This is a genomic window from Nocardioides sediminis, from assembly GCF_003047295.1.
In the GTDB taxonomy this organism is placed as follows: domain Bacteria; phylum Actinomycetota; class Actinomycetes; order Propionibacteriales; family Nocardioidaceae; genus Nocardioides; species Nocardioides sediminis.
This window is the reverse complement of record NZ_PZYZ01000001.1, coordinates 720328-743316: the sequence shown is the minus strand read 5'-3', so window position 1 is coordinate 743316 and position 22989 is coordinate 720328. Positions and strand designations below refer to the sequence as shown.

Below are 22989 nucleotides of genomic sequence, written 5' to 3'. Positions count from 1 at the left end.
CCATCAGCCCGGGCCGTGCACCGGTCCGCTCCGGGACCAATGCCCCTACGCGTCCTCCCGGCGACTGCGGTCGACTCGTAGCGAGCACCCAGACCGATAGCGCCGAGACGAGGGTCCGACCATGGCCAGTACGCAGATGCTCCTCGTGGCGGGCTACCCCGATGTCGAGATCGCCACCGCTGAGTTCCAATCGCTGGCGGGTCAGGTCGAGGCCGGGAGCCTGTCGAGCCAAGGCATGATCCTTGTCGGCAAGGACGCCGACGGGAAACCTCGGCTCATGGACACCGGCAACCACCTCGGTCGCCGTGGTGCGGGCTGGGGTGGCGGCGCGGGCGTGCTCGTGGGCATGTTCGCCCCACCCATGCTCGGCGCGGTGGCGGTGGGCGCGGCGGCCGGTGCGGTGGTCGGTCACTTCGCCGGCAACAAGCTCACCGCGGCCGTCCAGCAGCAGGTGGGTGAGGCGCTGAAGGCCGGCACGGCCGTGGTCATCGGTGTCTTCCCCGCCGAGTCCCGTCTCGAGGTCGAGCGGGCCCTCCCCGGCTCACCGGTCAAGTCCGTGGTGGAGAGCGACGAGCGCGGCATCGACGAGCTCAAGGCCAAGCTGGCCGAGGCGATGGGCAAGTTCAACCCCGACCGCAGCGTCCTGCCCGTGCCCGACCGGCACTTCAGCGGCGTGGGCGGGAGGACGATCGACGAGTCCGTGGGTGACTGGAGCATCGTGGCGCCGACCAAGGCGCCCGACGACGCGCCGAACGTCCTCATCGTCCTCATCGACGACGCGGGCTTCGGTGGGCCGGACACGTTCGGCGGTGGCATCCGGACGCCGAACCTCACCCGCGTGCAGCAGCAGGGCATCACCTACAACCGTTTCCACGTCACCGCGGTCTGCTCCCCGACGCGCGCCGCGATGCTGACCGGCCGCAACCACCACCGGGTGGGCATGGGCGGGATCGCGGAGTTCCCGGCGCCCTTCCCCGGCTACACCGGCATCCGCCCACGGTCGTGCACCGCACTGCCGCGGATCCTCAAGGAGAACGGGTACATCACCGGCGGGTTCGGCAAGTGGCACATGACCCCCGGCCACGACATGGGTGCGGCCGGGTCGTTCGACCACTGGCCCTCCGGGTGGGGCTTCGACCACTGGTGGGGGTTCCTGACCGGGGCGGCCGGTCAGTACGACCCGATCATCACCCAGGACAACTCGACCCTCGGCGTGCCTGAGGGTGCCGACGGAAAGCTCTACTACTTCCCCGACGACATCACCGACAAGACCGTCGAGTGGCTCCACGCAGTGCGCGCCCAGGACCCCGAGAAGCCGTGGTTCGTCTACTACTCGACCGGTGCGACACACGCGCCGCACCACGTGGCCAAGGAGTGGGCGGACAGGTACAAGGGCCAGTTCGACGACGGCTGGGACGTCTACCGCGAGAAGACCTTGGAGCGACAGAAGCGGCTCGGCATCGTCCCGGCCGACACCGAGCTCACCGAGCGCCCCGCGGCGTACCCGGCCTGGGACAGCCTCAGCGACGCCGAGCGCAGGCTCTACGCGCGCCAGATGGAGGTCTTCGCCGGCTACTCCGAGAACGCCGACTGGAACGTCGGCAGGCTCCTCGACGCGGTCGAGGAGATGGGCGAGCTCGACGACACCCTGGTCATCTACGTGTGGGGTGACAACGGCGCCTCGATGGAGGGCACCGTGACCGGGTCGTTCAACGAGACCACGTTCTTCAACGGCGTGGTGCTCGACGCCGAGGAACAGCTCAAGATGATCGAGAGGTACGGCGGGGTGGAAGAGCTCGGCGGCTTCCACACGGCCCCGCACTTCGCGGCCGCCTGGGCGCACGCCAACAACGCGCCCTTCCAGTGGGGCAAGCAGATGGCCAGCCACCTCGGGGGGACCCGCGACCCGATGGTGATCTCGTGGCCGAGACGGATCGCCGGTGGTGGCGACCTGAGGCCGCAGTTCACCCACTGCATCGACATCGTCCCCACGGTCCTGGAGGTCGTCGGGATTCCGACGCCCCGGGTCGTGGACGGCATCGAGCAGGAACCGATGGACGGCACCAGCTTCGCCTACACCTTCGACGCCCCCGAGGCGGAGGAGCAGCACTCGGTGCAGTACTTCGAGATGTACGGCAGCCGCGCGATCTACAAGGACGGCTGGTGGGCCTGCACCAAGCTCGACAAGCTGCCGTGGGACTTCTCCCCGGAGACCCTGGCCAGGTTCGGACCCGGCAGCGGCTGGGACCCCACGAAGGATCGCTGGGAGCTCTACTACCTTCCCGAGGACTTCTCCCAAGCCCACGACCTCGCGGCGGAACACCCCGAGAAGGTCGCGGAGCTGGTCGAGCTGTTCTGGGCCGAGGCCGAACGCAACCGCGTGCTGCCGCTGCTGGGCGGCTTCGCGGTGTTCTTCGGGATGCTGCCGCCGATGCCCACCCAGACCCGGTTCACCTTCGCCGGTGACGTGCAGAACATCCAGACCACGCAGATCCCACGGATCATCGGCCGCTCCTACGCCATCGAGGCCGACGTCCACGTGCCCGACGGTGGTGCCGAGGGTGTGCTCGTCGCATTCGCGGACTTCATCGGCGGCTTCGCGCTGTGGGTCGACGAGAAGGGGCGCCTGAACCACACCTACCAGTACCTCGGCATCGACACCTATCGGCAGACCTCGACCGAGCCGGTCCCCACCGGCGATGTCACCCTCAAGATGCTCTTCGACGCCGACGAGACGAGGCCCGGCACCGGAGGGCACGTCACGCTGTGGGCCGATGACAAGCAGATCGGCGAGGGGGACATCCCGCGAACCGTCTCGCTGATCTTCACCACCTACGCGGGCATGGACATCTCCCGGGACAACGGCGGCGTGGTCGACCTCGACTACGAGGACCGGGCGCCGTACGCCTTCACCGGCATAGTCCGCAACGTCGTCTTCGACCTCGCACCGCGCACCCAGGACGACGAGCTCGCCCTGCACGAGTCCACCGCCCAGGGCGCGCTCGCCCACGGGGCAGCCGGCTGAGCTTCCGCGCCGGGACCGACCTGTCCGGCGCACCAGCATCACGAGAGGAGTCATGCATGAGCATCAACATCGACGAGCTGGGCCCGGTCGACTGGATCGTGGTCGAGTTCCCGGAACCGAAGTTCACCGGCGAGGTCGCCCCGATCCTCAAGGACCTGGTCGACCGCGAGCTGGTCCGCGTCCTGGACCTGATCTTCCTGACCCGGCACGACGACGGCGGGTACGAGGTCTTCGAGGCCACCGACATGGAGGACAGCGACATCGGCGAGCTGCGCGCCTTCGAGACGGAGCTGGCGATGCTGCTGAGCGAGCAGGACGTCATCGACCTGGTCGAGACCATCGAGCCGGGGAGCTCGGCCGCCGTTCTCGTCTGGGAGAACCTGTGGGCCGCGCCATTCGGTTCCGCCGTACGCCGTGCCGGCGGGCAGCTGGCCGCCAGCGGGCGGATCCCCGTCCAGGCCGTGATCGCGGCCGCCGAGGCAGATGCCGCAGAGACCGACGAGGAAGGAGACTGACATGCCCATGGCAGCAAGGCGCAGGCGCAGGACCGTGGCCGCGGTCGGCGGTGCCGTCGTGGTGGCGCACGGCATCAACCGGCGGACCGATCGCCGCGAGGACCGCCGCGAGGACCGCCGCGACCGCCGCGACGACCGCCGCGACCGCCGCTGATCCGATCCCCGACCGAGACGGGAGCGCCCGACATGGAGGTCACGGCCGTCGCGGTCGCCGCCGCGGCGCTGTTCGCCTGGGGGCTGGTCTCCAACCGCCTGGAGCGGGCGGACGTCACGGCGCCGATCATGTTCATCGTCGTGGGGGTCGCCCTGGCCGGCTGGGACCTGGTCGACGGACCGTCGACGCCGGAGCCCCTGACCCCGCTGGTCGAGCTCACGCTGGTGTGGGTGCTGTTCTCCGACGCCGCGCGACTGCCCGTGCAGGAGCTGCGCCGCGACGTCGGCCGCTACCTGCGCCTGCTGGCGGTCGGCCTGCCGCTGACCATCCTGCTGGGCTGGGGGCTGGCTGCATGGATGTTCCCGGCCCTCGGGGTGTGGTTGGCGTTGTTCGTCGGGGCCGCGCTGGCCCCCACCGATGCCGCCCTCGGCGTGCCGGTGGTGACCAACCCGGTCGTGCCCTCGCGGATCCGCCAGCTCATCACCGTCGAGAGCGGCCTCAACGACGGCATCGCCACCCCGGTGGTGATGCTGGCCATCGCGGGCGCCGCCACCGCCGCGGGGCTGGAGCACGCCGAGAGCCCCGGGCGGGCCGCCGTCGAGCTCCTCATCGGGGCGGCGGTGGGCGTCGGGGTCGGCGGGGTCGGCGGCCTGGCGCTGCGCGAGGCGCGGCGACGCGGGACGGCCGCCGAGGCGTTCGCCGGCATCGCGGTCCTGGCCCTCGCGCTGGCGGCGTACGCGCTGGCGCTCACGCTGAACGGCAACGGTTTCGTCGCGGCGTTCTGCGGGGGGCTGGCCTTCGGGGCGACCGCCGGCCGACGGGCACCGGCCGAGCTGGAGTTCCTCGAGCAGATGGGCACCCTGCTGGCCTCGCTGGTGTGGATGGCCTTCGGCGCCGTCGCCGTCCCGATCATGCTCGACCGCATCAGCGCGGCGGTCGTCCTCTACGCCGTCCTCAGCCTCACCGTGGTTCGGATGCTCCCGGTCGCGCTGGCCTTGATCGGTGCGGGGCTGGGTCGCACCACGGTCCTGTTCGTCGGCTGGTTCGGCCCGCGCGGCCTGGCCTCGCTGGTCTTCGCCCTCCTGGCCCTGGAGGCGCTCGGGTCCCACGCCGACGACGCCGTCACCGTGCTGGCGACGACCATCCTGATCAGCGTCGTCGCCCACGGGCTGACCGCGGCGCCGCTGGCACGTCGCTACGGCCGGGTCGCGTCGGCGGCGGGGCCGGAGCCGGGCGGACCGGTCACGGTCACTCCGCTGCGACGGCGGCTGGGGCGGTGACGGAGAGATGACGGAGAGCGCCGCCACGGCGGTTCCCACCCCCACCGGGCCGGGGGGCGGACGCCTGTTCCACGTGATGGTGAAGCCGACGGGCGCCGTGTGCAACCTCGACTGCGAGTACTGCTTCTTCCTGTCCAAGGAGATGCTCTATCCCGGCAGCAGGTTCCGGATGGCCGAGGAGATGCAGGAGACGTACGTCCGGCAGCTGCTGGAGGCGCACCCGACGGCGTCCGAGGTCGTGATGGCCTGGCAGGGCGGGGAGCCGACCATGATGGGGCTGGACTTCTTCCGGCGGGCGATCGAGCTCCAGGCGCGGTACAAGCGCCCGGGGCAGCAGGTGCTGAACACGCTGCAGACCAACGGGACCCTGTTGAACGACGAGTGGGGCGCCTTCTTGCGGGAGCACGACTTCCTGGTCGGGATCTCGATCGACGGTCCGCCGTCGATGCACGACGCCTACCGGGTCGACAAGGGCGGCAAGCCCACCTCGCATCGGGTGCTGAAGGGGCTCGACGTGCTGAAGCGGCACGGCGTCGAGTGGAACGTGCTGACCACGATCAACGCCGCCAACGGTGACCACGGGGGCGAGGTCTACCGCTACCTGCGCGACGACCTGGGCGCCTCGTTCATCCAGCTCATCCCGATCATCGAGCGGGCGACCCCGGAGACCCTGCCGATCGCGGACGAGGGCTGGGGCAGCGGGGTCCGCAGCCGGCCCCTGTACGTCCAGGAGGGTTCGCTGGTGACGCGACGCTCGGTCTCCCCCGAGCAGTACGGCCGGTTCGTGATCGAGGTTTTCGAGGACTGGGTCCGCCACGACATCGGGTCGGTCTACGTCCAGGTCTTCGACACGGCGCTGGCCTCCTGGTACGGCGAGGGCGGTGGCATGTGCGTGCACGCGGAGACGTGTGGGTCCCAGCTGGCACTGGAGCACAACGGCGACCTCTACTCGTGCGACCACTTCGTCGAGCCGGCACACCTGCTCGGTAACATCGGCGACCGCACCATGCTCGAGCTGGTCGACCTGGCGCAGCAGCGGAAGTTCGGGCAGGACAAGCGCGACACGCTCACCCGGACCTGCCGTGAGTGCGACGTGCTCTTCGCCTGCAACGGGGGGTGCCCCAAGGACCGGTTCACGACGGCTCCGAGCGGGGAGCCCGGCCAGCACTACCTCTGCCCCGGCTACCTGTCCTTCTTCCACCACGTCGGCGAACCGATGGCACGCATGGCCCAGCTCCTGCGGGAGGGCCGCGCCCCCGCGGAGCTGATGGCCGACTACGCCCGAGCCGACGCCGCGCGCGGCCGCAACGAGCCCTGCCCGTGTGGCTCCGGCAGGAAGTGGAAGACGTGCCACGGATCCGGTGCGCCATGACAGGCCGCAAGCTGGGGCGGGTGCGGGTCGCCGGTGGCGATGTCTACTGCCCGGGTACTGCGGGCGCGCTCCGCTGGATCCGCCAGTTGGGAACGGTTGCGGCATACTGACGGCCGGGTCGGAAGCCGGCTGACCTACAACGGGTTGTCCCGATGTTTCTCCCGACTGTCATTCCGACCCCCCGCCTCCGTGGGGGGTAGGAAATACAGTTCTGACCTGCACGGACAGACGTAGAAACGCGGCCCCTGGTCCGGATTCGGAATGCCGCATCGCACACTCCGGAACGCGACTGAGAACCAGCTCTCGGGCCGTTTTGGACGCGGCCGATAGCTGGCAGCAGTTCTACGCGTGGGCCAGTGCGTCCTTTGATCGTGCTGAAGCGTCGCGCCGAGCAGGCCCTGCTCGAGGGAGTTGCGCGGGACGCGCGGACATTCCTGTGCATGGCTCATCACCTTCCACGGGCCCTCGACCCTGGACGGCTGGAACCTGCAGCCACTCCTCGAGGAGGCAGACGACGTCGATGCATCTCTCGAGCACATGAAGTACTTCGACGACATGGTCGATGGCGACCAGACCGTCTACGCGCTCGACGAGGAAGTCCCGCTCTGACGCCGACTCCGTGGTTCGGCGCGACGCCGGCCGGCGTCGCGAGCCGGCTCAGCCCAGGATCTCGTCGCCCGAGATCAGCCAGCCGTCCGGGCCGCGCTCGAGGTAGACCCGGCGTACTTCGTCGCTTCCGCCGTCGTACAGCAGCGTGACGTCCACGGCTCCTCCGCCCGCCGGTGCGCTGTCCTGCACGGTGACCTCGCCGATGCCGGACCAGAACCCGTCGTACGCTCCATAGCTGAGCCGCTCCTGGTACGACGGCGACAGCATCGAGTACCCCGCCTCGGTGTCACCGGGCAGGACTGCGTAGTAGTCCTCGACGAAGGTGACCGGGTCTCTTCCACTGCCCGGGGCCGGCTGCGTCTCCCGCGACTCGTCCGACTCGTCCTCGTCCGACTCGGTCTCGGTCGGCCCGGACTCCGCCGGCGCGGACTCGGTCGCCTCGGGGCTGCCCTCGGGGTCTGGTCCTCCGGCGTCGCGGGCTCGGAGGTGTCCGACGGCGTCTCGTCGTCAGCGGTCGGGGTCGTCGCGGGATCGTCGCCGATCTGCGTCAGGGCGACCGCGGTGACCACCACCACCGCGACCAACGCGGCGACGAGCGCCGCTATCCCCGCCGGCCGGCGACGACGGCTCCGCGTCTCTGCGGCCGTGGGAGCAGGCGCGGGCGCCGAAGCCGGGCTCGACGCGGCTGCGGGCCCCGCGGGAGACGGGTCGACAGTGGCGGGCACCGCCGCGAGGGCCCGCGTCCGCTCCTGGGTGCCGGCCTCGGGGGTCTGCTCGTGGATGCGGTGCAGCGCGTGCGCCGCGTCGGCCATCGACCAGCGTGAGGCGGGGTCCCGGTCCAGCATCCGGCTGATCGGGCCCGCAAGCACCCCGGCGCGCTCGGGGGCCGGCGGATCCTCCGCCGCGACCCTGGCGAGCAGCTGCAGCGCATTCGGGTTCTCGCCGTACGGCGGCCTGCCCTCAACGGCGTGGTAGAGCGTCGCGCCGAGCGCCCACACGTCGGAGGCGGGCCCGGGGTCCCCGCCACGGGCGATCTCGGGTGCGAAGTAGCCGGGCGTGCCGGTGAGGATGCCGGACTGGGTGAGGCTGGCCTCTCCGGTCGTGCGAGCGATGCCGAAGTCGGAGATCTTGGCCCGGTCCCCTTTGGTGACCAGCACGTTGCCGGGCTTCACGTCGCGGTGGGTGGTGCCGCGCTCGTGAGCGGCAGCCAGGCCGTCGGCGACCTGCGCGCCGATCCAGGCCGCCCGGTGAGGAGACAGCGGTCCGTCCTCGCGCAGCATCTGGGACAGCGTCCGGCCAGCGACGTACTCCATGACCAGCCAGACGGAGTCGCCCTCGGCCATGGAGTCGTAGACAGACACGACGTTCGGGTGGTTCAGGGCCGCAGACGAGCGTGCCTCGCGCAGCGCCCGCGCCTGGTCGGTCACCGACTCGCCGGGCATCCGGCCGACCTGCTTGACCGCGACCTCGCGGCCCAACCGTTCGTCGATGCAGCGGTAGACGGCACCCATGCCGCCGCGGCCAGCCTCTTCAAGCACCCGATAGCGGCCGGCGATCTCCGCAGGGGGCGTAGGCATGGCAGGACCGTACCCGGCTTCCGCCGACGACAGGCCTTCACCTTCGGGCTTGGTCGGCTCGACCCGCGAGGAGACCGCGACGACGTACACAGTCGAGAAGCTCTGGGGTCTGCTGCACGGACTGGTGACAGTTTCGGTTAGGCCGCCTGGGTGGCGGTTGGGGTCATGATCAGCTCGTATTCAACCGGGGTCAATCGTCCGAGAGCCGCCTGCTTGCGACGGCGGTGGTAGGTCCTCTCGATCCACCTCACGATCGCGATCCGCAGCTCCTCCCGCGTGGCCCAGGAACCCGGCGGCCTGACGCGTGCGCGGATCGCAGCAAATCCGGTTGTTCGAGGGACATGGACCTTCGCCTAGTCGATGACGACCTAGAACCTTCACGAATCCGCGGGCCGACCGAGCGCGCCGGGGCGCCATCCTTCAGCGCGCAGGCCGCGCGATCCACCCGAGCGCTGCGAACGTGCTTCGAGCGAAGTCGCCGACGGCCGGGTCGGTCAGTTCACTACGTGCGAACCAACGCACCTGGTCGACTTCGTGCCCGTCGGGCGATGTTTCCGCATCGGGAGCCAGCCTCGCGCTGTAGACGATGCTGACATACGCGCACTGGTCGCCGTTGGGGTAGGTGAGACGGAACTCCGGGCCGCCGATGGCGCCGACCAACCCGGTGATCTCGACATCGGCGCCGATCTCCTCGCGGGCCTCGCGACGCGCGGCGTCTTCCGGTGCCTCGTCCTCGTCCACGGCGCCGCCGATGGTGCCGTATGACCCGAAGTCAGTCTGTCGAACGAGCAGAACGCGGCCATCGTCGTCGATGGGCAAGATGGCGACTGAGGGCAACAGGAGCAGGTCGTTCCCGACCTTGGAGCGAAGACGCGCGATGTGCGGAGCAGCAGGCATGACCGGAACCTATTGGTGCCAGAGCATCGCGTGGGACTCACCCCCCTCGGATCTGTCCCGGAGGACGTGCGGACATCGGCAGATCCGGTAGCTGTGCACCGACCACCTCGTGCGGATCCCAGTCCACGAGGGCGGCGGACGCGGGCGAGCCAGCTCGCCCGCGTCCGGTCGGGCATACTGGCGGCCGGGTCGGAAGCCGGTGAACTACAGCGGGTTGTCCCGATGTTTCTCCCGACTGTCATTCCGACCCTCCGCCTCCGTAGCTCAGCTGGATAGAGCAGCGGCCTTCTAATCCGCCGGTCACAGGTTCGAATCCTGTCGGGGGCGCCCGGTCACCCCACGTCGGAGCGGCTCGTCCGCTCCGACAAGGTCGGTCGCTGTGCGGCGGGGCGACCTGTGGCAGTCTGCGCGGATGAGTCTCCCCCGGCATGACGTGGACCCCGACGGACTTCTGGAGTACTCGGTCGTCTTCACCGACCGGTCCCTCAACCACATGTCCCGCCGCTTCGTCGGGGTCATGCAGGACATCCACGAGGTCCTTCGCACGACGTACGGCGCCGAGGCCGTCGCGGTCGTCCCGGGTGGTGGCACCTACGCCATGGAGGCCGTCGCCCGGCAGCTGGCGACGGGTCGGCGGTGCCTGGTCGTCCGCAACGGGCTGTTCTCCTACCGCTGGTCGCAGATCTTCGACGCCGGCTCCATCCCGGCCGAGACGACCGTCCTCCGCGCCCGTCCCGTGTCCGACGAGCGGCACGCGCCGTGGGTCCCGGCGCCGGTCGCCGAGGTCGTCGAGGCCATCGAGCGCACCCGGCCCGAGGTCGTCCTCGCTGCCCACGTGGAGACGGCGGCCGGCATGGTGCTCCCCGACGACTACGTCCGCGCCGTCGCCGCGGCGACGCACGCTGCGGGCGGGCTCCTCGTCCTCGACTGCATCGCGTCGGGGGCGCTCTGGGTCGACATGGCCGACCTCGGCGTCGACGTGCTCCTCAGCGCCCCGCAGAAGGGCTGGAGCGGTTCGCCGGGCGCCGGCTACGTGATGCTGAGCGAGGCCGGCCGCGCCCGGGTGATGTCGACGACCTCGACGAGCTTCGCCGCCGACCTGCAGAAGTGGCTGACGATCACGGACGCCTACACACAGGGACTGACGCCCTACCACGCGACGATGCCCACCGACACGCTCGCGCACGACGCCGCGCTCATGCTCGAGACCCGGGCCGTCGGCCTCGATGAGCTCCGCGAGGCCCAGGTCTCGCTGGGCGCCCGGGTCCGCGCCCTGCTGGCCGACCACGGGTACGCCTCGGTCGCCGCCGACGGGTTCGCAGCCCCCAGCGTCGTGGTGGCCTTCACCGACGACCCGGACGTGCGGAGCGGCGCGAGGTTCAGGGAGCGTGGGGTGCAGGTGGCCGCCGGGGTGCCCCTGATGTGCGACGAGCCCGACGACTTCTCCACGTTCCGGATCGGGCTCTTCGGCCTCGACAAGCTCACCGACGTGGACGGGACCGTCGGGCGGCTCGCGGCGCACCTTCCCGCCTGAGCGGCGTACGCACGGTCCTCGGGTCAGGCCGGGACGGCCGTGACGACCAGGTTCTGCTGGTAGCCGCCGGCGTCCGGCACGAACGGTCCGGTGCACGTCACGAGCCGCAGCCGTTCGGGGCCGGTGCGGGCGAACACGTCCTCCGGGAGCGCCTGCCGGGAGAACCGCTCGATGCTGTCGACCCGGTAGGCGCGCACCGACCCCGGTCCCGTCACCACCTCGACCCGGTCCCCGACCCCGATCGTCTGGAGGGCGGCCAGCGGCCCGACGCCGAACCTGCGGGAGTCGACGTGACCGGCCAGCACGACCGATCCGTCTCCCCCGGGCGCCGGCCCGAACCGGTACCACCCGAGCACCCGTGGGTCGGCGGGCAGGCGCATCTGTCGCCCGGCACCGACGCCCACCGGTTGCACGGCTGCGTCCAGGCCGATCCCGGGTACCCGCACCCGGACGGGGGTGGGCGTACGACGTGCTGCCGCCGACTCCAGGGACGCGTCACTGCGCCCGACCGCACCTCGGGACGGTGGTCCGGCGGTCGACGGCGCGGCGTCCCGAGGCCCGGCGGCCGAGACCGACGCCTCGCCCCGGACCTGCTCGACGGCCGGCGGGTCGTCCCCCGAGAGCACGGCAACGAGGCTGAGCAGGAGCCCGGCGACCGCGACCGCAGCCACGGCCCACCAGGTGCTCCTGCCCAACCTCGTCATGATGATCGCCGTCGTCCGTCGCGCCCGTCAGCGACGGGTGCGGGCGGGGACCAGCCGGGTCCCGGCCAGGCCGAGAGCCAGCAGCGACGCGGCACCGAGTCCGACAGCCCACAGCGGAGCCCCGTCGCCGGCCGCCGCGGCGCCGGTCTCGCCGCCGGGGACGCCGGACGGGGACGAGTGCAGGCCGTCGATGGTCTGCACGGCCAGGTCGAGGTTGCCCTCCTCGGCCGAGCCCCAGGCGTACACGATGGTGGCCGTGCCCTCGGAGAGCTGCACGTCCGTGGGGCCGAGGACGGCCTCGTCCTCGCCGGCCAGGGTGACGTCGGCGGAGTAGCTGCCGGCCGGGACGTCGCCCGACGCCTCGTCGGGATTGGCCAGGTCAGGGAACAGGACCTCGCCGTCGGCGCGGACGTCCACCGCGGGCGCGGCGGCGGTGTGGCGCACGACCAGTCGCGCCTCGCCGGCAGCCGTCGCCGACACGTCGTTGACGAACGGCGTCAGCACCGGGTTGCCGTCGGCGTCGAGGTGGGCCACGACGGTGGCGTTGGCGCCCGCGGGCACCTCGACGCCCTGGGCCTCGATGGCCGGATCCGCGTTGTCAGGGTTGTCGCCGTCGGCGAAGACCTGGAGGTCGTAGCTCCCGGCGGGGAGGGTGAGTGGGTCGGTGAGGGTGCCCGGCGCGAAGTCGGGGATCAGCTCCTCGCCGTTGGCGTAGACGTCCACCGTGAGACCGGGGACGGCGTGCAGTACCGAGACGGTGGCCTCCTGGGCCTGGGACGCCGAGGCCGGGGCGGCCAGGGCGGCCGGGAGGGCCATCAGGGCGGTCACCGAGAGCAGAGCAGTGGTTCGCTTCATCGGACTGGTCCTTTCGTGGGGATGCGAGCACCCCCAATTCGGAGCCTGTCCGGCGACAGATGGGTGAATCTCAACAAAAACTTCCACAAGTTGTCGAGGTTCGCGGCGGTCCTACAACACTCGGGTGCCGTACATCTCCCCCAGCGGATCGGCGATCAGCTCGAGCCGGGCACCGTTGGGGTCCCGGAAGTAGATCGAGGTGCCGCTCTCCTCGAGGTACTCCACCCCGGCCCGGTCGAGGTTTCCCTTGAGGCTCTCCCACCTCTCCGGCTCGACGGAGATCGCGATGTGGTGGAGGCCGCCGAGCACCTCGGCGTACGGACCGACGTCCAGGCCCGGGAAGTCGAAGAACGCCAGCAGGTTGCCGTGGCCGAGGTCGAAGAAGAAGTGGTTGGAGCCCGGGTAGTCGCGGTTCTCGAAGATCTCCGTCAGGGGGAACCCCAGCACGCCCTGGTAGAACTCGATGGTCTCCACCACGTCCTGGGCGACGACCGCGAAGTGGTGCAGGCCGCGGGCACTGGACGGCGGGCGTGCGCCTGCGGGCCGCAGGTAGGTCTCGCGGATGCGTTCCCGCTCGGCCTCGATGGCAGTCAGGTCGATCTGGGTCATGGCGGGCTCAAATCCTGAAGAAGGTGTTCAAGAAGCGGTCGGCGACGTGGCGGTCGCCCCTGATCGTGCCGGCGTTGCTGCGTCCGAAGGCCGTGAGCACGAAGCTCCCGGGATCGAACTCCAGCACGGTCGTGTCGTCGACCTCTCCGGCGGCGTACGAGAACCCCTCCTCGGTCAGCGAGATGCGCGTGTCACCGGCATTCGGCCCCGACGTGATCCGGATGCCGACCTCGTACGGCCCGTCCGGCGAGAGCGCGTTGCTCGTGTACTGCCACAGCACGAACATGAAGGGCGTGAGCAGGTCGGCCGCCTCACCGGACAGCCCGTGCGCCCGGCCTGTCCCCTGCCGGACGTCCCAGGAGTGCACGCCGTAGTCCATGAGCTGGAAGGCGGGGTAGAAGAAGGCCGGCAGCGGGCCCATGTAGAAGTGCGGGACCTGCAGGTCGGTCCAGTCCTCGTCGCTCAGTCCCTCGAACGTCGCCATCATCGCGTCGTGGTCGGACCGCGCCCGCTCGACCAGCTCCCCACGCGGGACGGACCGGAACCGTTGAGCCATCTCGTCGCAGCGACGCGCCATCCCCGGGAGGCCGTACGCCGGGTCGACCTGCCGCTGGTCGCGGGCCGCGTCGAAGGACACGAAGTAGGCCTCGGTCGTGTCGACGAGGTGCCCGACGAGGTCACGGACCTGCCAGTGACCCGCGCCCGTCGGCGCTTCCCAGGCCTCCTCACTGTCCACGAGGTCGAAGAACTGCGCCGCTTCCTGGCGCACGACACGCAGGATCGTGTCCTTGGCCTCCGGGGTCATCGCGTTCCAGGTGCCCATGACCATCCTCTCCGTGCCAGAGGTCTTGGTTGCACGCTCAATCAGGCTAGCCCTGCAGCGGACCGCCCTGCCAGTGCTCCAGGTGGGTGAGTTCCTCCACGGGGACCCGGGTCAGCCGCGTGAGCTGGCGCACCGGCCTGCCCAGCGGCACGACGGCCGCGACGGCGTACGGCTCCGGGATGCCCAGCAGCTCCTTGAGGGCCGGTTCCTCGGCCACGGCCATCGTCGTGATGGTGCCGCCGAACCCCTCGTTGCGGGCGGCCAGCAGGATGTTCCAGACCAGCGGGTAGACCGAGGCCCCCGCCACGACCCCGACGCGGTCGAGGTCCTGGTCGAGGGCCGCCACCGCGCGGAGGTCCACGCAGACGACCAGGACGACCGGTGCCCGACGCAGGGGGTCGGTGACCTGCGCCGGCACCTCGGTCTGCTCGACCTGCTCCCGGGTGACGCTGCTCGGGGTCCAGGCGCTCCACGGCGTCTCCCCCGCGGCCCGCTGTGCGTGGTAGCGCCGCGCACCCGGCTCCGTGATCTCGACGAGCCGCTCCCGCGTCGCCGGGTCACGGACCACGACCACCTGGCTGCCCTGGCGGTTGCCGCCACTGGGGGCGAAGCGGGCGTTGTCGAGGATCGTGTGGAGAACCTCGTCCGGCAGCGGGTCGTCGGTGAACTCGCGGACCGCCGCGGTCGTCCGCATCACCTCGTAGAGGTCCATGGACCGCAGCCTACGGTCCCCCGTGACGAGTGGTCCTCAGCAGCTCACGCGCTCACGAGCCGGTGCACGAGCTGGATCGCGATCGAGCCCTCGCCGACCGCCGAGGCGACGCGCTTGACCGAGCCGTGGCGCACGTCCCCGGCCGCGAGGACCGAGGGGACGCTGGTCTCCATCGCGAGCGGGCGGCGCCCGAGCGCCTCGAACGCCGCGCCGCCCACGTCGTGGCCGGTGAGCACGAAGCCTCCGTCGTCGCGCTCGACCACCGGCGGCAGCCAGTCGGTGTGCGGCTTGGCCCCGATCATCAGGAACAGGTCGTCGGCCTTCACGACCTCCTCCTCGAGGGTTCCGCGGCGGCGGAGCGTGAGGTGCTCGAGCCATCCGTCTCCCCCGCCGTCCACCACCTCGGTGTCCGTGCGGACCTCGATGTTGGGGGTCGCCCCGATCTGCTGGACGAGGTAGTGCGACATCCCGATGTCGAGGCTCGACGCCCGGACGACGAGGGTGACCTGCCGGGCGTAGTGGGCGAGGTGCAGGGCCGCCTGCCCGGCGGAGTTCGCGCCGCCGACGACGAAGACCTCCCCGCCGCACACCGTCGGCGCCTCGGACGCCGCCGCCCCGTAGAAGACGCCCGCCCCGCGGAGCGCCTCGAGGGGCTCGACCCCCAGGAGCCGGTAGCGGGCCCCCATCGCCAGGATCACGGCGCGCCCGATCGCCACGCCCCCGCTGCTGAGCGTCAGCGCGATGCCGTCGCGCTGCTGCGCGAGACCGGTCACGCGCTGCATCAGGGCGAACCGGGTGCCGAACACCCACGCCTGCTGGTAGGCCCGTCGCGCCAGCTCCCCGCCGCTGACGCCGCGGGGGAAGCCGAGGTAGTTGCGGATCGCCGAGCTGGCCGTCGCCTGTCCACCGATCCCGCCCGAGTCGATCACCAGGGTGCGCAGGCCCTCCGACGAGCCGTAGACGCCGGCCGACAGCCCGGCGGGGCCCCCGCCCACGATCACGAGGTCGAAGTGGTCACCGTCCGGGTCGATCGTGGTCCCCGAGGCCTGGGCGATCTCGGCGTCGCTCGGGTCCTCCAGGACGTGCCCGTCGGGCATCACGATGAGCGGCAGCCGCGTGGTCCCCGCGGCGGCGATGAGGGCTCGTCCCTGCTGGGAGGTGGCGAGGTGGAAACGGTGCGGGAGCGCACAGCGCCCGAGCACCTCGCGCAGCTCGGACGCCCGACCGGACCACGTCCGGCCGATCACCTCCACGGTGTGCGGGGCCCGCTGCCCGCCCTCGGCCCACCTGGCCAGCGAGCTGGAGACGCCCTGGTGGAACTCCTCGTCCGGCGGGTGCGACGGCGCGATCAGGAAGTGGTCGAGGCGTCCCCGCGAGATCGCGTCGAAGACCGCGTCCCCGACCAGCGGATCGGTGAGACGGCCCCACCCGACGAGCAGGACGCGCTGCGCCTGCGGGTGGGCGTGCTGGACCTCCGCCAGCAGCGCGGTCCCGGACGTCTCGCCCTGCAGCTCGCCGGCGAGCACCAGCGCCACCTGCTCGCCGGCCGCCGCCAGCTCCCCCAGTGCGGTGCGAGCCTCCTGCGCCGAGCCCAGGCAACGGACGCGGTAGTCGGCCGCATAACGCTTCTCCAGCTCGCGCATCACGTTACCGAGGAGATGCGGGTCGTCGGCGACGGCGATCAGGAGCGGACCGCCTCCCGGCGGTGACGCAGGTCCGGCCTCGCTCGCCGACATGCGATCGATGCTAGGGGACCTCGTCGGGCCCCACCAGAGGCGTGCGGGACCCGACGTCCTCACCCCGGGGACCGGCTCGGGGTGCGGTCAGGGGTGATCCCCATGGCGCGCGACGCTCCTGGGGAGCAGGCTGGGTACATCAGTCATCCCGATCGGAGGATCCCCAGTGAACGCCATCAGCACCGCCTTCGCCCAGCAAGGTCTCGTCCGCCCCCGGGACGGCCGGGTCCTCGGCGGGGTCTGCGCCGGTCTCGGGCGCCGCTTCGGCCTGACGCCGTGGATCGCACGGCTCCTGTTCGTGCTGCTGCTGATGGTCCTGCCGGGCAGCCAGCTGCTCGTCTACCCCCTGCTGTGGATCCTGATGCCGTCCGAGGAGGACGTGCCCCTCACCCGCTGAGGCTCCGCGCCCGCCCGGGTCACTCATCCCCGCGGCAGCAGCTCCCGCTCGCGGGCCGCGCGCACCGCGCCGTTGCGGCTGTTGACCCCCAGCTTGCGCAGGATGTTGCGCACGTGGGTCCGCACCGTGTTGACCGACACGTACATGGCCGCCGCGATCTCCTCGGTGGTGAGGAGCTCCGCGAGGTGGACGAGCACCTCGCGCTCCTTGCCGGTGAGCGCCTCGACCATCACCGGCGGCTGGCGGACGGCGCCCGCTGGTGCCGGGCGGCGGGGGGACGGCACCGCACGGCCCGCCAGTGCTCCGGTCTCGAGGAGCCACGGGTGCTGGGTCGTCAGCCGGGGGTCGTGGAGGAACAGCTGCTGCACGGCCGCGGGCGCCTCGTGGAACGGCCGGCGCAGGCGCTGGCTGGCGGCCAGCTCCAGCCCCGTGGCGAGGGCTCGGCGCGCCCGCGGCGTCGACCCCCGACCCAGCTGCCGGGCGCACTCGGCCAGCCATCCGGAGACCCGCACCGCGGGAGGGACCTGCCGCCCCAGGACGTCGACCATCGCGGTCTCGGCCGCGGCCGCGTCCCCCCGGCGCAGGTGCGCCTGCACCAGCACCAGCGCGGCCTCCGCCTCGGCCCCGGTGCGGCCCACGTCGGCCACGACCGCCAGGGCCGCCCGCGGCTCGCGACCGGCGACCAGCAGCCGCGCCTCCTCCACCCGGAGGCGGTCGACGAGCCACCGGTGCTTGTCGCCGAGCCCGTGGGCCACCTCGCGCACCCTCGCGAGCGCTCCCCCTCGGTCCCCCCGTGCCTCCTGCACCCGCGAGGTGACCAGGGCCAGCAGGCACCGCGGGACGGGGTCGCCCAGCAGGAGACCGGCGCGCTCCGCCGACCGCACCTGCTCGGCAGCCACCCGGAGCTCGTGGTGCTCCACGGCCGCCCAGGCCCCCGCCACGTACGGCGCGGCAGGACGGTCGGCCGGACGGATGCCCGCGTCGTCGGCCGCGGCCAGGGCCCGGACCGCGAGCGCCTCGGCGTGCGTGACCTCCCCTGCGCAGCAGGCGATGAGAGCCAGGTGTCCGAGGCACTCCACCACGAGCGGGTGGGTCGACGCCCGCAGCGCAGCCTCGACGCCGTGCTCGAGCGCGACCCGCGCGTCCTCCAGCCGTCCCAGCCGCATCGCCGCTGCGCCCTTGCTGGCGCCGACCAGCGCGGCGACCTCGGGCGGGACCGCGGGCGAGGACCCGGTCCCGGCCGCCTTGAGGGACCGCTCGGCCACCTCGGCGAGACGCCAGGCCTCCCCGGCATCGTCGTCGGACCGGGCGTGGACCGCCCGCAGGACGGCGACGGCCACGGAGACCGGCTCCGCCGTCGGCGTGCCCGCACCAATCCGGTCCAGCGCCCCGAGCAGGTGGTCGGCACGCCCGGTGTCCCCGTCCACCAGCTCCAGCGTCGCCCGCACGACGTGCGCCGCAGGATCGTCGACGGCGGCCGGCATCGCCCTGAGCGCCTCCACGAGCGGGTGGGTGCGGTCCGCGAGCAGCAGCTGCCCCACGGCCAGCCGGTCGACGACCAGCTGCGCAGCCTGTCGCCACGCCCGGGCTGCGACGAGGTGGTGCACGGCGGGGGCGAGCATCCCCTCGTCCGCGAACCACCCGGCGGCCCGGCGCTGGAGAGGCTCCACCGCATCGGGGTCGGCATAGTCGAGCTCGGCCCGTAGCAGCTCGCGGAACAGCGGGTGGTAGCGGTAGCAGCCGGGGTGTCCGGGCACCTGCTCGAGGAACGCGTTGCCCCGCGTCAGATCGGCCAGCGCCCGCGAGGCGCCCCTGCCGGCGAGCGCCTCGGCCAGGCCCGGGCAGACGATGTCGGGGATGCTGGTGGCCATCAGCACCCGGCGCAGCTCCGGCGGGTGCGCCGCGAGGACCTCACCCATCAGGTACTCCGCGATGTTGCCGGTGTGTCCCGCCACCTCCGCGGCGCCGGCCTCGGGGTCGTCCCGGTGCGCCAGCATCTTCGCCGCGAACCGCAGTCCGGTGACCCACCCCCGCGTCTTGCCGGTGAGGACGTGCACGGCCTCCGTCGACAGGGGCAGGTCCATCCCGCGGAGCAGCTGCGCCGCCTCCTCGTCGGTGAAGGCCAGGTCGTCCATGCGGATCTCCGCCATCGCGTCCTCCAGGCGGTAGCGGTAGAGCGGCAGCAGCGGGTCGGCGCGGGTCAGCAGCACCAGCCGGAGGCGACGCCCGCTGTGCCGCAGGAGGAAGTCAAGGTCCGCGGCGACCTCCGCGGAGTCCGGGAGGTCGCCGTCCAGCACCACCGTCACCGGCGACTCCTCCGCCGCCACGGTCGCCGCGATCCGGTGGCGCATGCCCGGCTCCAGCGCGGATGTCCCCGCGGGCGGCGAGGTCGCCGACAACGGCACGCCGAGGCCCACCAGGGCGTCGACCAGGCCGGGCCACACGCCGGTGGCGGGGTCGTCCAGCGTCAGCCAGGCGACCCTCCCCACCGGCCTCGACGACACCCAGTCGGCGACGAGGGTGGTCTTGCCGCTCCCGGCGGGCGCGCTGACCAGGACGAGCGGACCGTCGCCGCGGCCGAGCTCCTCGAGCAGGCGCTCACGCCGGACGTGGACGCGGGGGACGCCAGGGACGCCGTACCACCCGTCCCGGGTGCCCAGCAGGTCCCCGGGGTCCGGCGGGTGTGCTGCTCCCGGCGCCGGCTCCGCCGCTCCACTCATCACGAGGTCCTCTCAGCCGCTTCGAGCGTAGGACGGGCGCGACGGGACGGACCCAGAGGCGAAAGGCCCGAGAAGTCCACCCGTCCGGGGTGATCTGCGGGGGACCTCCGCGCTGGACGATGCCCCGCAGGAACGTTGCGAAGGAGGTCGTCATGACCGGTGCAGGCGCGAGCACGAGCGACGCAGGCAGGCGTCGTACGTCGAGCAGGGCCGCCGTCGTGGTCGGCCAGTTCGCGGCCGTCATGCTGCTGGTCACCGCGTCGGTCGAGGTGCTCCAGGGGGTGGAGGCCATCAGGAGCGGCGAGCTGCTCGCCACGAGCGGCAGCGAGGTCTACGAGATCGACCTGACGGTGTGGGGCTGGATCCACGTGGTCATCGGCGTCCTGCTGGTCGCGGTCGCCGTGGGCATCCTCCGCCGCAGGTCCTGGGGACAGGTGACCGGGCTGGTCGTGGCCGGGCTGTCCATGCTGGCCAACTTCGCCTTCCTCCCCTACTACCCCTGGTGGTCGGTCGTCTCCATCGCCTTCGGCGGGCTCGTGGTGTGGGCGCTCTGCACCCAGCTGCGGGACGCCGCATGAGGCGCACGGACCCCACCGACTCACCCCTTTCGGGTGGCTCGTCCGCACCGCTCGCGCCGCATGCTCGTCGCGACGGAGCGCTGCCCCCGCTCCGGACCTGCGACGACGGGAGCTGTTGATGACGACGGAGCGCTCCACCGCCGGGACGGTGGCACAGGTGGATCCGGTGGCCACCGACGTGTCGGGCGTGGCCCGCGCCCTCGGGGTCGTCCCCGAGGTCGGGTTGTCCGCGACCGAGGCCGCCTCGCGGCTGGGGTCCATGGGACCCAACCGGCTCGCCGAGGGCAGCAAGGAGTCCGGCCTGCACGCGTTCCTGCGGCAGTACCAGGACTTCATGCAGATCGTGCTGCTGGTCGCCGCCGCCGTGAACCAGGTCGTCACGCAGGAGACCGGGACCACGGTCGTGCTGGCCGGCCTGACGGTCTTCAACGCCGTGATCGGCCTGAGGCAGGAGTCGAAGGCCGAGGAGAGCGTCAAGGCCCTGGCCCAGATGATGAAGACGATCGCCCGCGTACGCCGCGACGGCCAGGCGCTCGAGGTCGACGCCGAGGAGCTGGTCCCCGGCGACGTGGTGCTGGTCGAGGCCGGCAACCTGATCCCGGCCGACGGGCGGATCTACCTCGCCGCCACACTGGAGATCGAGGAGGCGGCGCTGACCGGCGAGAGCCTCCCGGTCGGCAAGTCGGTCGACCCCGTGGTCGGGGACGACGTGCCGCTGGGCGACCGGACGTGCATGGCCTACATGAACACCTCGGTCACCCGCGGCCGTGGGGAGCTCATCGTCACCGCCACCGGCATGGACACGGAGATCGGCCACATCGCCGACATGCTGGCCAACACCGAGGCCAGCAAGACACCGCTGCAGAAGCAGCTCGACTCGTTGTCCAAGATCATCGCGGGCATCGCCGCCGTGGCCCTGGTCCTCGTCATCCTGCTCGGCCTGGGACGCGGCGAGTCGTTCGACACCCTCTTCGTCACCGGAGTCGCCCTCGCCGTCGCCGCCATCCCGACCGGCCTCCCCGCCGTGGTGACCGCGCTGCTCTCGATGGGCACCCGGGAGATCGCCCGTCGCAACGCGATCGTCAAGCGGCTGCCGGCGGTGGAGACGCTGGGCTCGACGTCCGCGATCTGCTCGGACAAGACGGGCACGCTGACCCTCAACAAGATGACCGCCCGCGAGCTGCTCATCCCCGGCCACAACCGCTACACCGTCTCCGGCGAGGGCTACAGCACCGTCGGCGAGTTCACGCACGTCGGCGGCCAGAACCACGACCTCGACCCCTACCTGCTGCCGATGGTGCTCTGCGCGGATGCCGTGCTCGACGGCGAGAACCTGATCGGGGACCCCACCGAGGGCGCCCTCATCGTCCTGGGCGCCAAGGGCGGCCTGGACATCACCGAGACCCGCGCGTCGCTCCCTCGGGTCGCGGAGGTCCCCTTCGACTCCGACTACAAGTTCATGGCCACGTTCCACGAGATGACGGCCGACGACGGCCGCCCGGTCGTCCGCTGCTACGTCAAGGGCGCCCCCGACGTGCTCATCGCCCGCGCCTCGACGATCCGCAACCCCGACGGCACGCTGATGCCGATCACCGCGGAGAACCAGCACCTCGCCCTCGAGGCCAACGACCGGATCGCCAACGCCGGCGAACGGGTGATGGTGGTCGCCCAGCGTGACATCGACCCGGCCGAGCTGCACGCGGTCCCCGCGATGATCGACCACGTCCACGACCTCACCCTGCTCGCCATGGTCGGCATCGTGGACCCGCCCCGTGCCGAGGCCCGGACGGCCATCGCCGAGTGCCGGGACGCGGGGATCCGCGTGCGCATGATCACCGGCGACCACGCCACGACGGCCGCGGCGATCGCCGGCGAGCTCGGGATCCCGGGCCGGGCGGTGACCGGGGCCGAGTTCGCGGCGATGAGCGACGAGGAGCTGCTCGCCCAGATCGACGACATCGGCGTCGTCGCCCGCGTCGCGCCCGAGGACAAGGTCCGACTCGTCAGGCTGCTCAAGGAGAAGGGCAACGTCGTCGCGATGACCGGCGACGGCGTCAACGATGCACCGGCGCTCAAGACGGCCGACATCGGGGTGGCGATGGGCATCACCGGCACCGAGGTCTCCAAGCAGGCCGCCGTGATGATCCTGACCGACGACAACTTCGCCACGATCGTCGGCGCGGTCTCGTACGGCCGCACCCTCTACGACAACCTGCTGAAGTACCTGCGCTTCCAGATGTCGACCCTGGTCGCCTACATCGCGGTCTTCCTCGGGGCCGGGATCTTCGGCATCGCCAACGGCGCCCCGCTCAACCCGCTGCAGATCCTCTGGCTGAACATGGTCGTGGACATCCCGCTGGCCATCGCACTGGGCTTCGACGAGCCGGCGCGCGGCCTCATGGCCCGACCGCCGCGTCCGGTGGGCGCGCCGGTCCTCTCGCGCGCCAACTGGATCAGGCTCGGCGTCCAGGGCGCCGTGATGACGGTCGGCTCCCTCGCGGCGTACCAGATCGGCGACGAGCAGGGCGACGCGGTGCTCGCGGCGACCATGCTGCTGACGACGCTCTCGCTCTTCCACCTCGCGGCGGCACTGCTGTGCCGCGACCAGGAGAACACGATCTTCGACCGGGACGCGATGCCCGCGGTCGTGCAGCTGCGCCGCTACGGCCTGGCCCTGCTGGCGATCGTCCTGGTCACCTCGCTCGACTTCCTCCAGCGCATCCTCGGGACCACCGCCCTCACCTTCGCCCAGTGGTGCACGTGCGCCGGCATCGCCGCGTCCCTCGTCGTCGTCGAGGAGCTGGTCAAGCTCGTCCTCCGGCGTCGCCGACCCGCTCCTGCGGCGACCGCCGCGACCGTCCGCCAGCTGCAACCCGCCTGAGAAGGGAACCC

Annotated in this window: 19 protein-coding genes, 1 tRNA gene and 2 pseudogenes; 11 read left to right on the top strand and 11 right to left on the bottom strand. The window is 71.8% G+C overall.

Going from position 1 to position 22989, the window contains the following annotated elements:
- Positions 1-121: 121 nt before the first annotated feature.
- From DAI17_RS03605 to DAI17_RS03585, 6 genes are all read left to right on the top strand, one after another.
- Complete coding sequence (locus DAI17_RS03605; RefSeq protein ID WP_107771479.1) at positions 122-3025, top strand: arylsulfatase; 2904 nt, start codon at positions 122-124, stop codon at positions 3023-3025.
- A 56-nt stretch (positions 3026-3081) separates the two neighbouring features.
- Positions 3082-3540: a DUF6325 family protein gene (locus tag DAI17_RS03600; protein ID WP_107771478.1), complete on the top strand. Its 459-nt coding sequence runs from the start codon at positions 3082-3084 to the stop codon at positions 3538-3540.
- A gap of 1 nt (position 3541) precedes the next feature.
- Complete coding sequence (locus DAI17_RS20855) at positions 3542-3694, top strand: hypothetical protein (RefSeq protein WP_159081333.1); 153 nt, start codon at positions 3542-3544, stop codon at positions 3692-3694.
- Positions 3695-3726: 32 nt separating this feature from the next.
- Complete coding sequence (locus DAI17_RS03595) at positions 3727-4974, top strand: cation:proton antiporter domain-containing protein (protein ID WP_107771477.1); 1248 nt, start codon at positions 3727-3729, stop codon at positions 4972-4974.
- A gap of 7 nt (positions 4975-4981) precedes the next feature.
- Positions 4982-6346, top strand: coding sequence for an anaerobic sulfatase maturase (locus DAI17_RS03590; RefSeq protein ID WP_107771476.1), 1365 nt, complete (start codon positions 4982-4984; stop codon positions 6344-6346).
- Positions 6347-6757: 411 nt separating this feature from the next.
- Positions 6758-6955: a hypothetical protein gene (locus DAI17_RS03585; protein ID WP_107771475.1), complete on the top strand. Its 198-nt coding sequence runs from the start codon at positions 6758-6760 to the stop codon at positions 6953-6955.
- Positions 6956-7003: 48 nt separating this feature from the next.
- Here the strand turns inward: DAI17_RS03585 and DAI17_RS21485 are convergent, their stop codons facing one another.
- From DAI17_RS21485 to DAI17_RS03575, 4 genes and pseudogenes are all read right to left on the bottom strand, one after another.
- Positions 7004-7222, bottom strand: a complete 219-nt coding sequence (locus DAI17_RS21485; protein WP_234412152.1) for a hypothetical protein — start codon at positions 7220-7222, stop codon at positions 7004-7006.
- Positions 7223-7761: 539 nt separating this feature from the next.
- Positions 7762-8532 (bottom strand): annotated as a pseudogene (locus DAI17_RS21755) (serine/threonine-protein kinase); the annotation flags it as partial.
- Between the two features lie 137 nt (positions 8533-8669).
- Positions 8670-8816 (bottom strand): annotated as a pseudogene (locus DAI17_RS21190) (IS3 family transposase); the annotation flags it as partial.
- A 136-nt stretch (positions 8817-8952) separates the two neighbouring features.
- Complete coding sequence (locus DAI17_RS03575; protein ID WP_107771473.1) at positions 8953-9429, bottom strand: NUDIX domain-containing protein; 477 nt, start codon at positions 9427-9429, stop codon at positions 8953-8955.
- Between the two features lie 253 nt (positions 9430-9682).
- Here DAI17_RS03575 and DAI17_RS03570 point away from each other — a divergent pair.
- Both DAI17_RS03570 and DAI17_RS03565 read left to right on the top strand, forming a co-directional pair.
- Positions 9683-9756, top strand: a tRNA-Arg gene (locus DAI17_RS03570).
- An 85-nt stretch (positions 9757-9841) separates the two neighbouring features.
- Complete coding sequence (locus tag DAI17_RS03565; protein WP_107771759.1) at positions 9842-10963, top strand: aminotransferase class V-fold PLP-dependent enzyme; 1122 nt, start codon at positions 9842-9844, stop codon at positions 10961-10963.
- A 23-nt stretch (positions 10964-10986) separates the two neighbouring features.
- On the opposite strand, the gene DAI17_RS03560 is transcribed toward DAI17_RS03565, so the two are convergent.
- The 6 genes from DAI17_RS03560 to DAI17_RS03535 all read right to left on the bottom strand — a co-directional run bounded on the left by DAI17_RS03560 (position 10987) and on the right by DAI17_RS03535 (position 16402).
- A complete protein-coding gene (locus DAI17_RS03560) occupies positions 10987-11658 on the bottom strand; it encodes a class F sortase (protein WP_199904916.1) in 672 nt (223 codons plus the stop codon).
- A 36-nt stretch (positions 11659-11694) separates the two neighbouring features.
- Positions 11695-12522 (bottom strand): DUF4397 domain-containing protein, encoded by an 828-nt coding sequence (locus DAI17_RS03555; protein WP_107771471.1) that lies wholly within the window; start codon positions 12520-12522, stop codon positions 11695-11697.
- Positions 12523-12633: 111 nt separating this feature from the next.
- Positions 12634-13131, bottom strand: coding sequence for a VOC family protein (locus DAI17_RS03550; protein ID WP_107771470.1), 498 nt, complete (start codon positions 13129-13131; stop codon positions 12634-12636).
- Positions 13132-13138: 7 nt separating this feature from the next.
- Complete coding sequence (locus DAI17_RS03545; RefSeq protein ID WP_199904915.1) at positions 13139-13954, bottom strand: maleylpyruvate isomerase family mycothiol-dependent enzyme; 816 nt, start codon at positions 13952-13954, stop codon at positions 13139-13141.
- A gap of 46 nt (positions 13955-14000) precedes the next feature.
- Positions 14001-14666, bottom strand: coding sequence for a nitroreductase family protein (locus DAI17_RS03540; RefSeq protein ID WP_107771469.1), 666 nt, complete (start codon positions 14664-14666; stop codon positions 14001-14003).
- A gap of 44 nt (positions 14667-14710) precedes the next feature.
- The gene (locus tag DAI17_RS03535; protein ID WP_107771468.1) at positions 14711-16402 is read right to left on the bottom strand and encodes an FAD-dependent oxidoreductase; all 1692 of its coding nucleotides are present in this window, start codon (positions 16400-16402) and stop codon (positions 14711-14713) included.
- A gap of 166 nt (positions 16403-16568) precedes the next feature.
- On the opposite strand from DAI17_RS03535, the gene DAI17_RS03530 reads away from it, so the two are divergent.
- Positions 16569-16799 carry a PspC domain-containing protein gene (locus DAI17_RS03530; RefSeq protein WP_107771467.1) on the top strand — a complete coding sequence of 77 codons (231 nt, stop codon included), beginning with the start codon at positions 16569-16571 and terminating at the stop codon, positions 16797-16799.
- A 23-nt stretch (positions 16800-16822) separates the two neighbouring features.
- Here DAI17_RS03530 and DAI17_RS03525 read toward each other — a convergent pair whose 3' ends face one another.
- A complete protein-coding gene (locus tag DAI17_RS03525) occupies positions 16823-19519 on the bottom strand; it encodes a LuxR C-terminal-related transcriptional regulator (protein ID WP_107771466.1) in 2697 nt (898 codons plus the stop codon).
- Positions 19520-19671: 152 nt separating this feature from the next.
- On the opposite strand from DAI17_RS03525, the gene DAI17_RS03520 reads away from it, so the two are divergent.
- Positions 19672-20097 carry a DUF7144 family membrane protein gene (locus tag DAI17_RS03520; protein WP_107771465.1) on the top strand — a complete coding sequence of 142 codons (426 nt, stop codon included), beginning with the start codon at positions 19672-19674 and terminating at the stop codon, positions 20095-20097.
- Positions 20098-20215: 118 nt separating this feature from the next.
- Positions 20216-22978 carry a cation-translocating P-type ATPase gene (locus tag DAI17_RS03515; protein WP_107771464.1) on the top strand — a complete coding sequence of 921 codons (2763 nt, stop codon included), beginning with the start codon at positions 20216-20218 and terminating at the stop codon, positions 22976-22978.
- The last annotated feature ends 11 nt before the right edge of the window (positions 22979-22989 follow it).

Coding starts and splice junctions, on each gene's coding strand:
- DAI17_RS03605 (WP_107771479.1), top strand. CDS start 122: ATGGCCAGTACGCAGATGCTCCTCGTGGCGGGCTACCCCGATGTCGAG.
- DAI17_RS03600 (WP_107771478.1), top strand. CDS start 3,082: ATGAGCATCAACATCGACGAGCTGGGCCCGGTCGACTGGATCGTGGTC.
- DAI17_RS20855 (WP_159081333.1), top strand. CDS start 3,542: ATGCCCATGGCAGCAAGGCGCAGGCGCAGGACCGTGGCCGCGGTCGGC.
- DAI17_RS03595 (WP_107771477.1), top strand. CDS start 3,727: ATGGAGGTCACGGCCGTCGCGGTCGCCGCCGCGGCGCTGTTCGCCTGG.
- DAI17_RS03590 (WP_107771476.1), top strand. CDS start 4,982: ATGACGGAGAGCGCCGCCACGGCGGTTCCCACCCCCACCGGGCCGGGG.
- DAI17_RS21485 (WP_234412152.1), bottom strand. CDS start 7,222: ATGCTGTCGCCGTCGTACCAGGAGCGGCTCAGCTATGGAGCGTACGAC.
- DAI17_RS03575 (WP_107771473.1), bottom strand. CDS start 9,429: ATGCCTGCTGCTCCGCACATCGCGCGTCTTCGCTCCAAGGTCGGGAAC.
- DAI17_RS03565 (WP_107771759.1), top strand. CDS start 9,842: ATGAGTCTCCCCCGGCATGACGTGGACCCCGACGGACTTCTGGAGTAC.
- DAI17_RS03555 (WP_107771471.1), bottom strand. CDS start 12,522: ATGAAGCGAACCACTGCTCTGCTCTCGGTGACCGCCCTGATGGCCCTC.
- DAI17_RS03550 (WP_107771470.1), bottom strand. CDS start 13,131: ATGACCCAGATCGACCTGACTGCCATCGAGGCCGAGCGGGAACGCATC.
- DAI17_RS03545 (WP_199904915.1), bottom strand. CDS start 13,954: ATGGGCACCTGGAACGCGATGACCCCGGAGGCCAAGGACACGATCCTG.
- DAI17_RS03540 (WP_107771469.1), bottom strand. CDS start 14,666: ATGGACCTCTACGAGGTGATGCGGACGACCGCGGCGGTCCGCGAGTTC.
- DAI17_RS03535 (WP_107771468.1), bottom strand. CDS start 16,402: ATGTCGGCGAGCGAGGCCGGACCTGCGTCACCGCCGGGAGGCGGTCCG.
- DAI17_RS03525 (WP_107771466.1), bottom strand. CDS start 19,519: ATGAGTGGAGCGGCGGAGCCGGCGCCGGGAGCAGCACACCCGCCGGAC.
- DAI17_RS03520 (WP_107771465.1), top strand. CDS start 19,672: ATGACCGGTGCAGGCGCGAGCACGAGCGACGCAGGCAGGCGTCGTACG.
- DAI17_RS03515 (WP_107771464.1), top strand. CDS start 20,216: ATGACGACGGAGCGCTCCACCGCCGGGACGGTGGCACAGGTGGATCCG.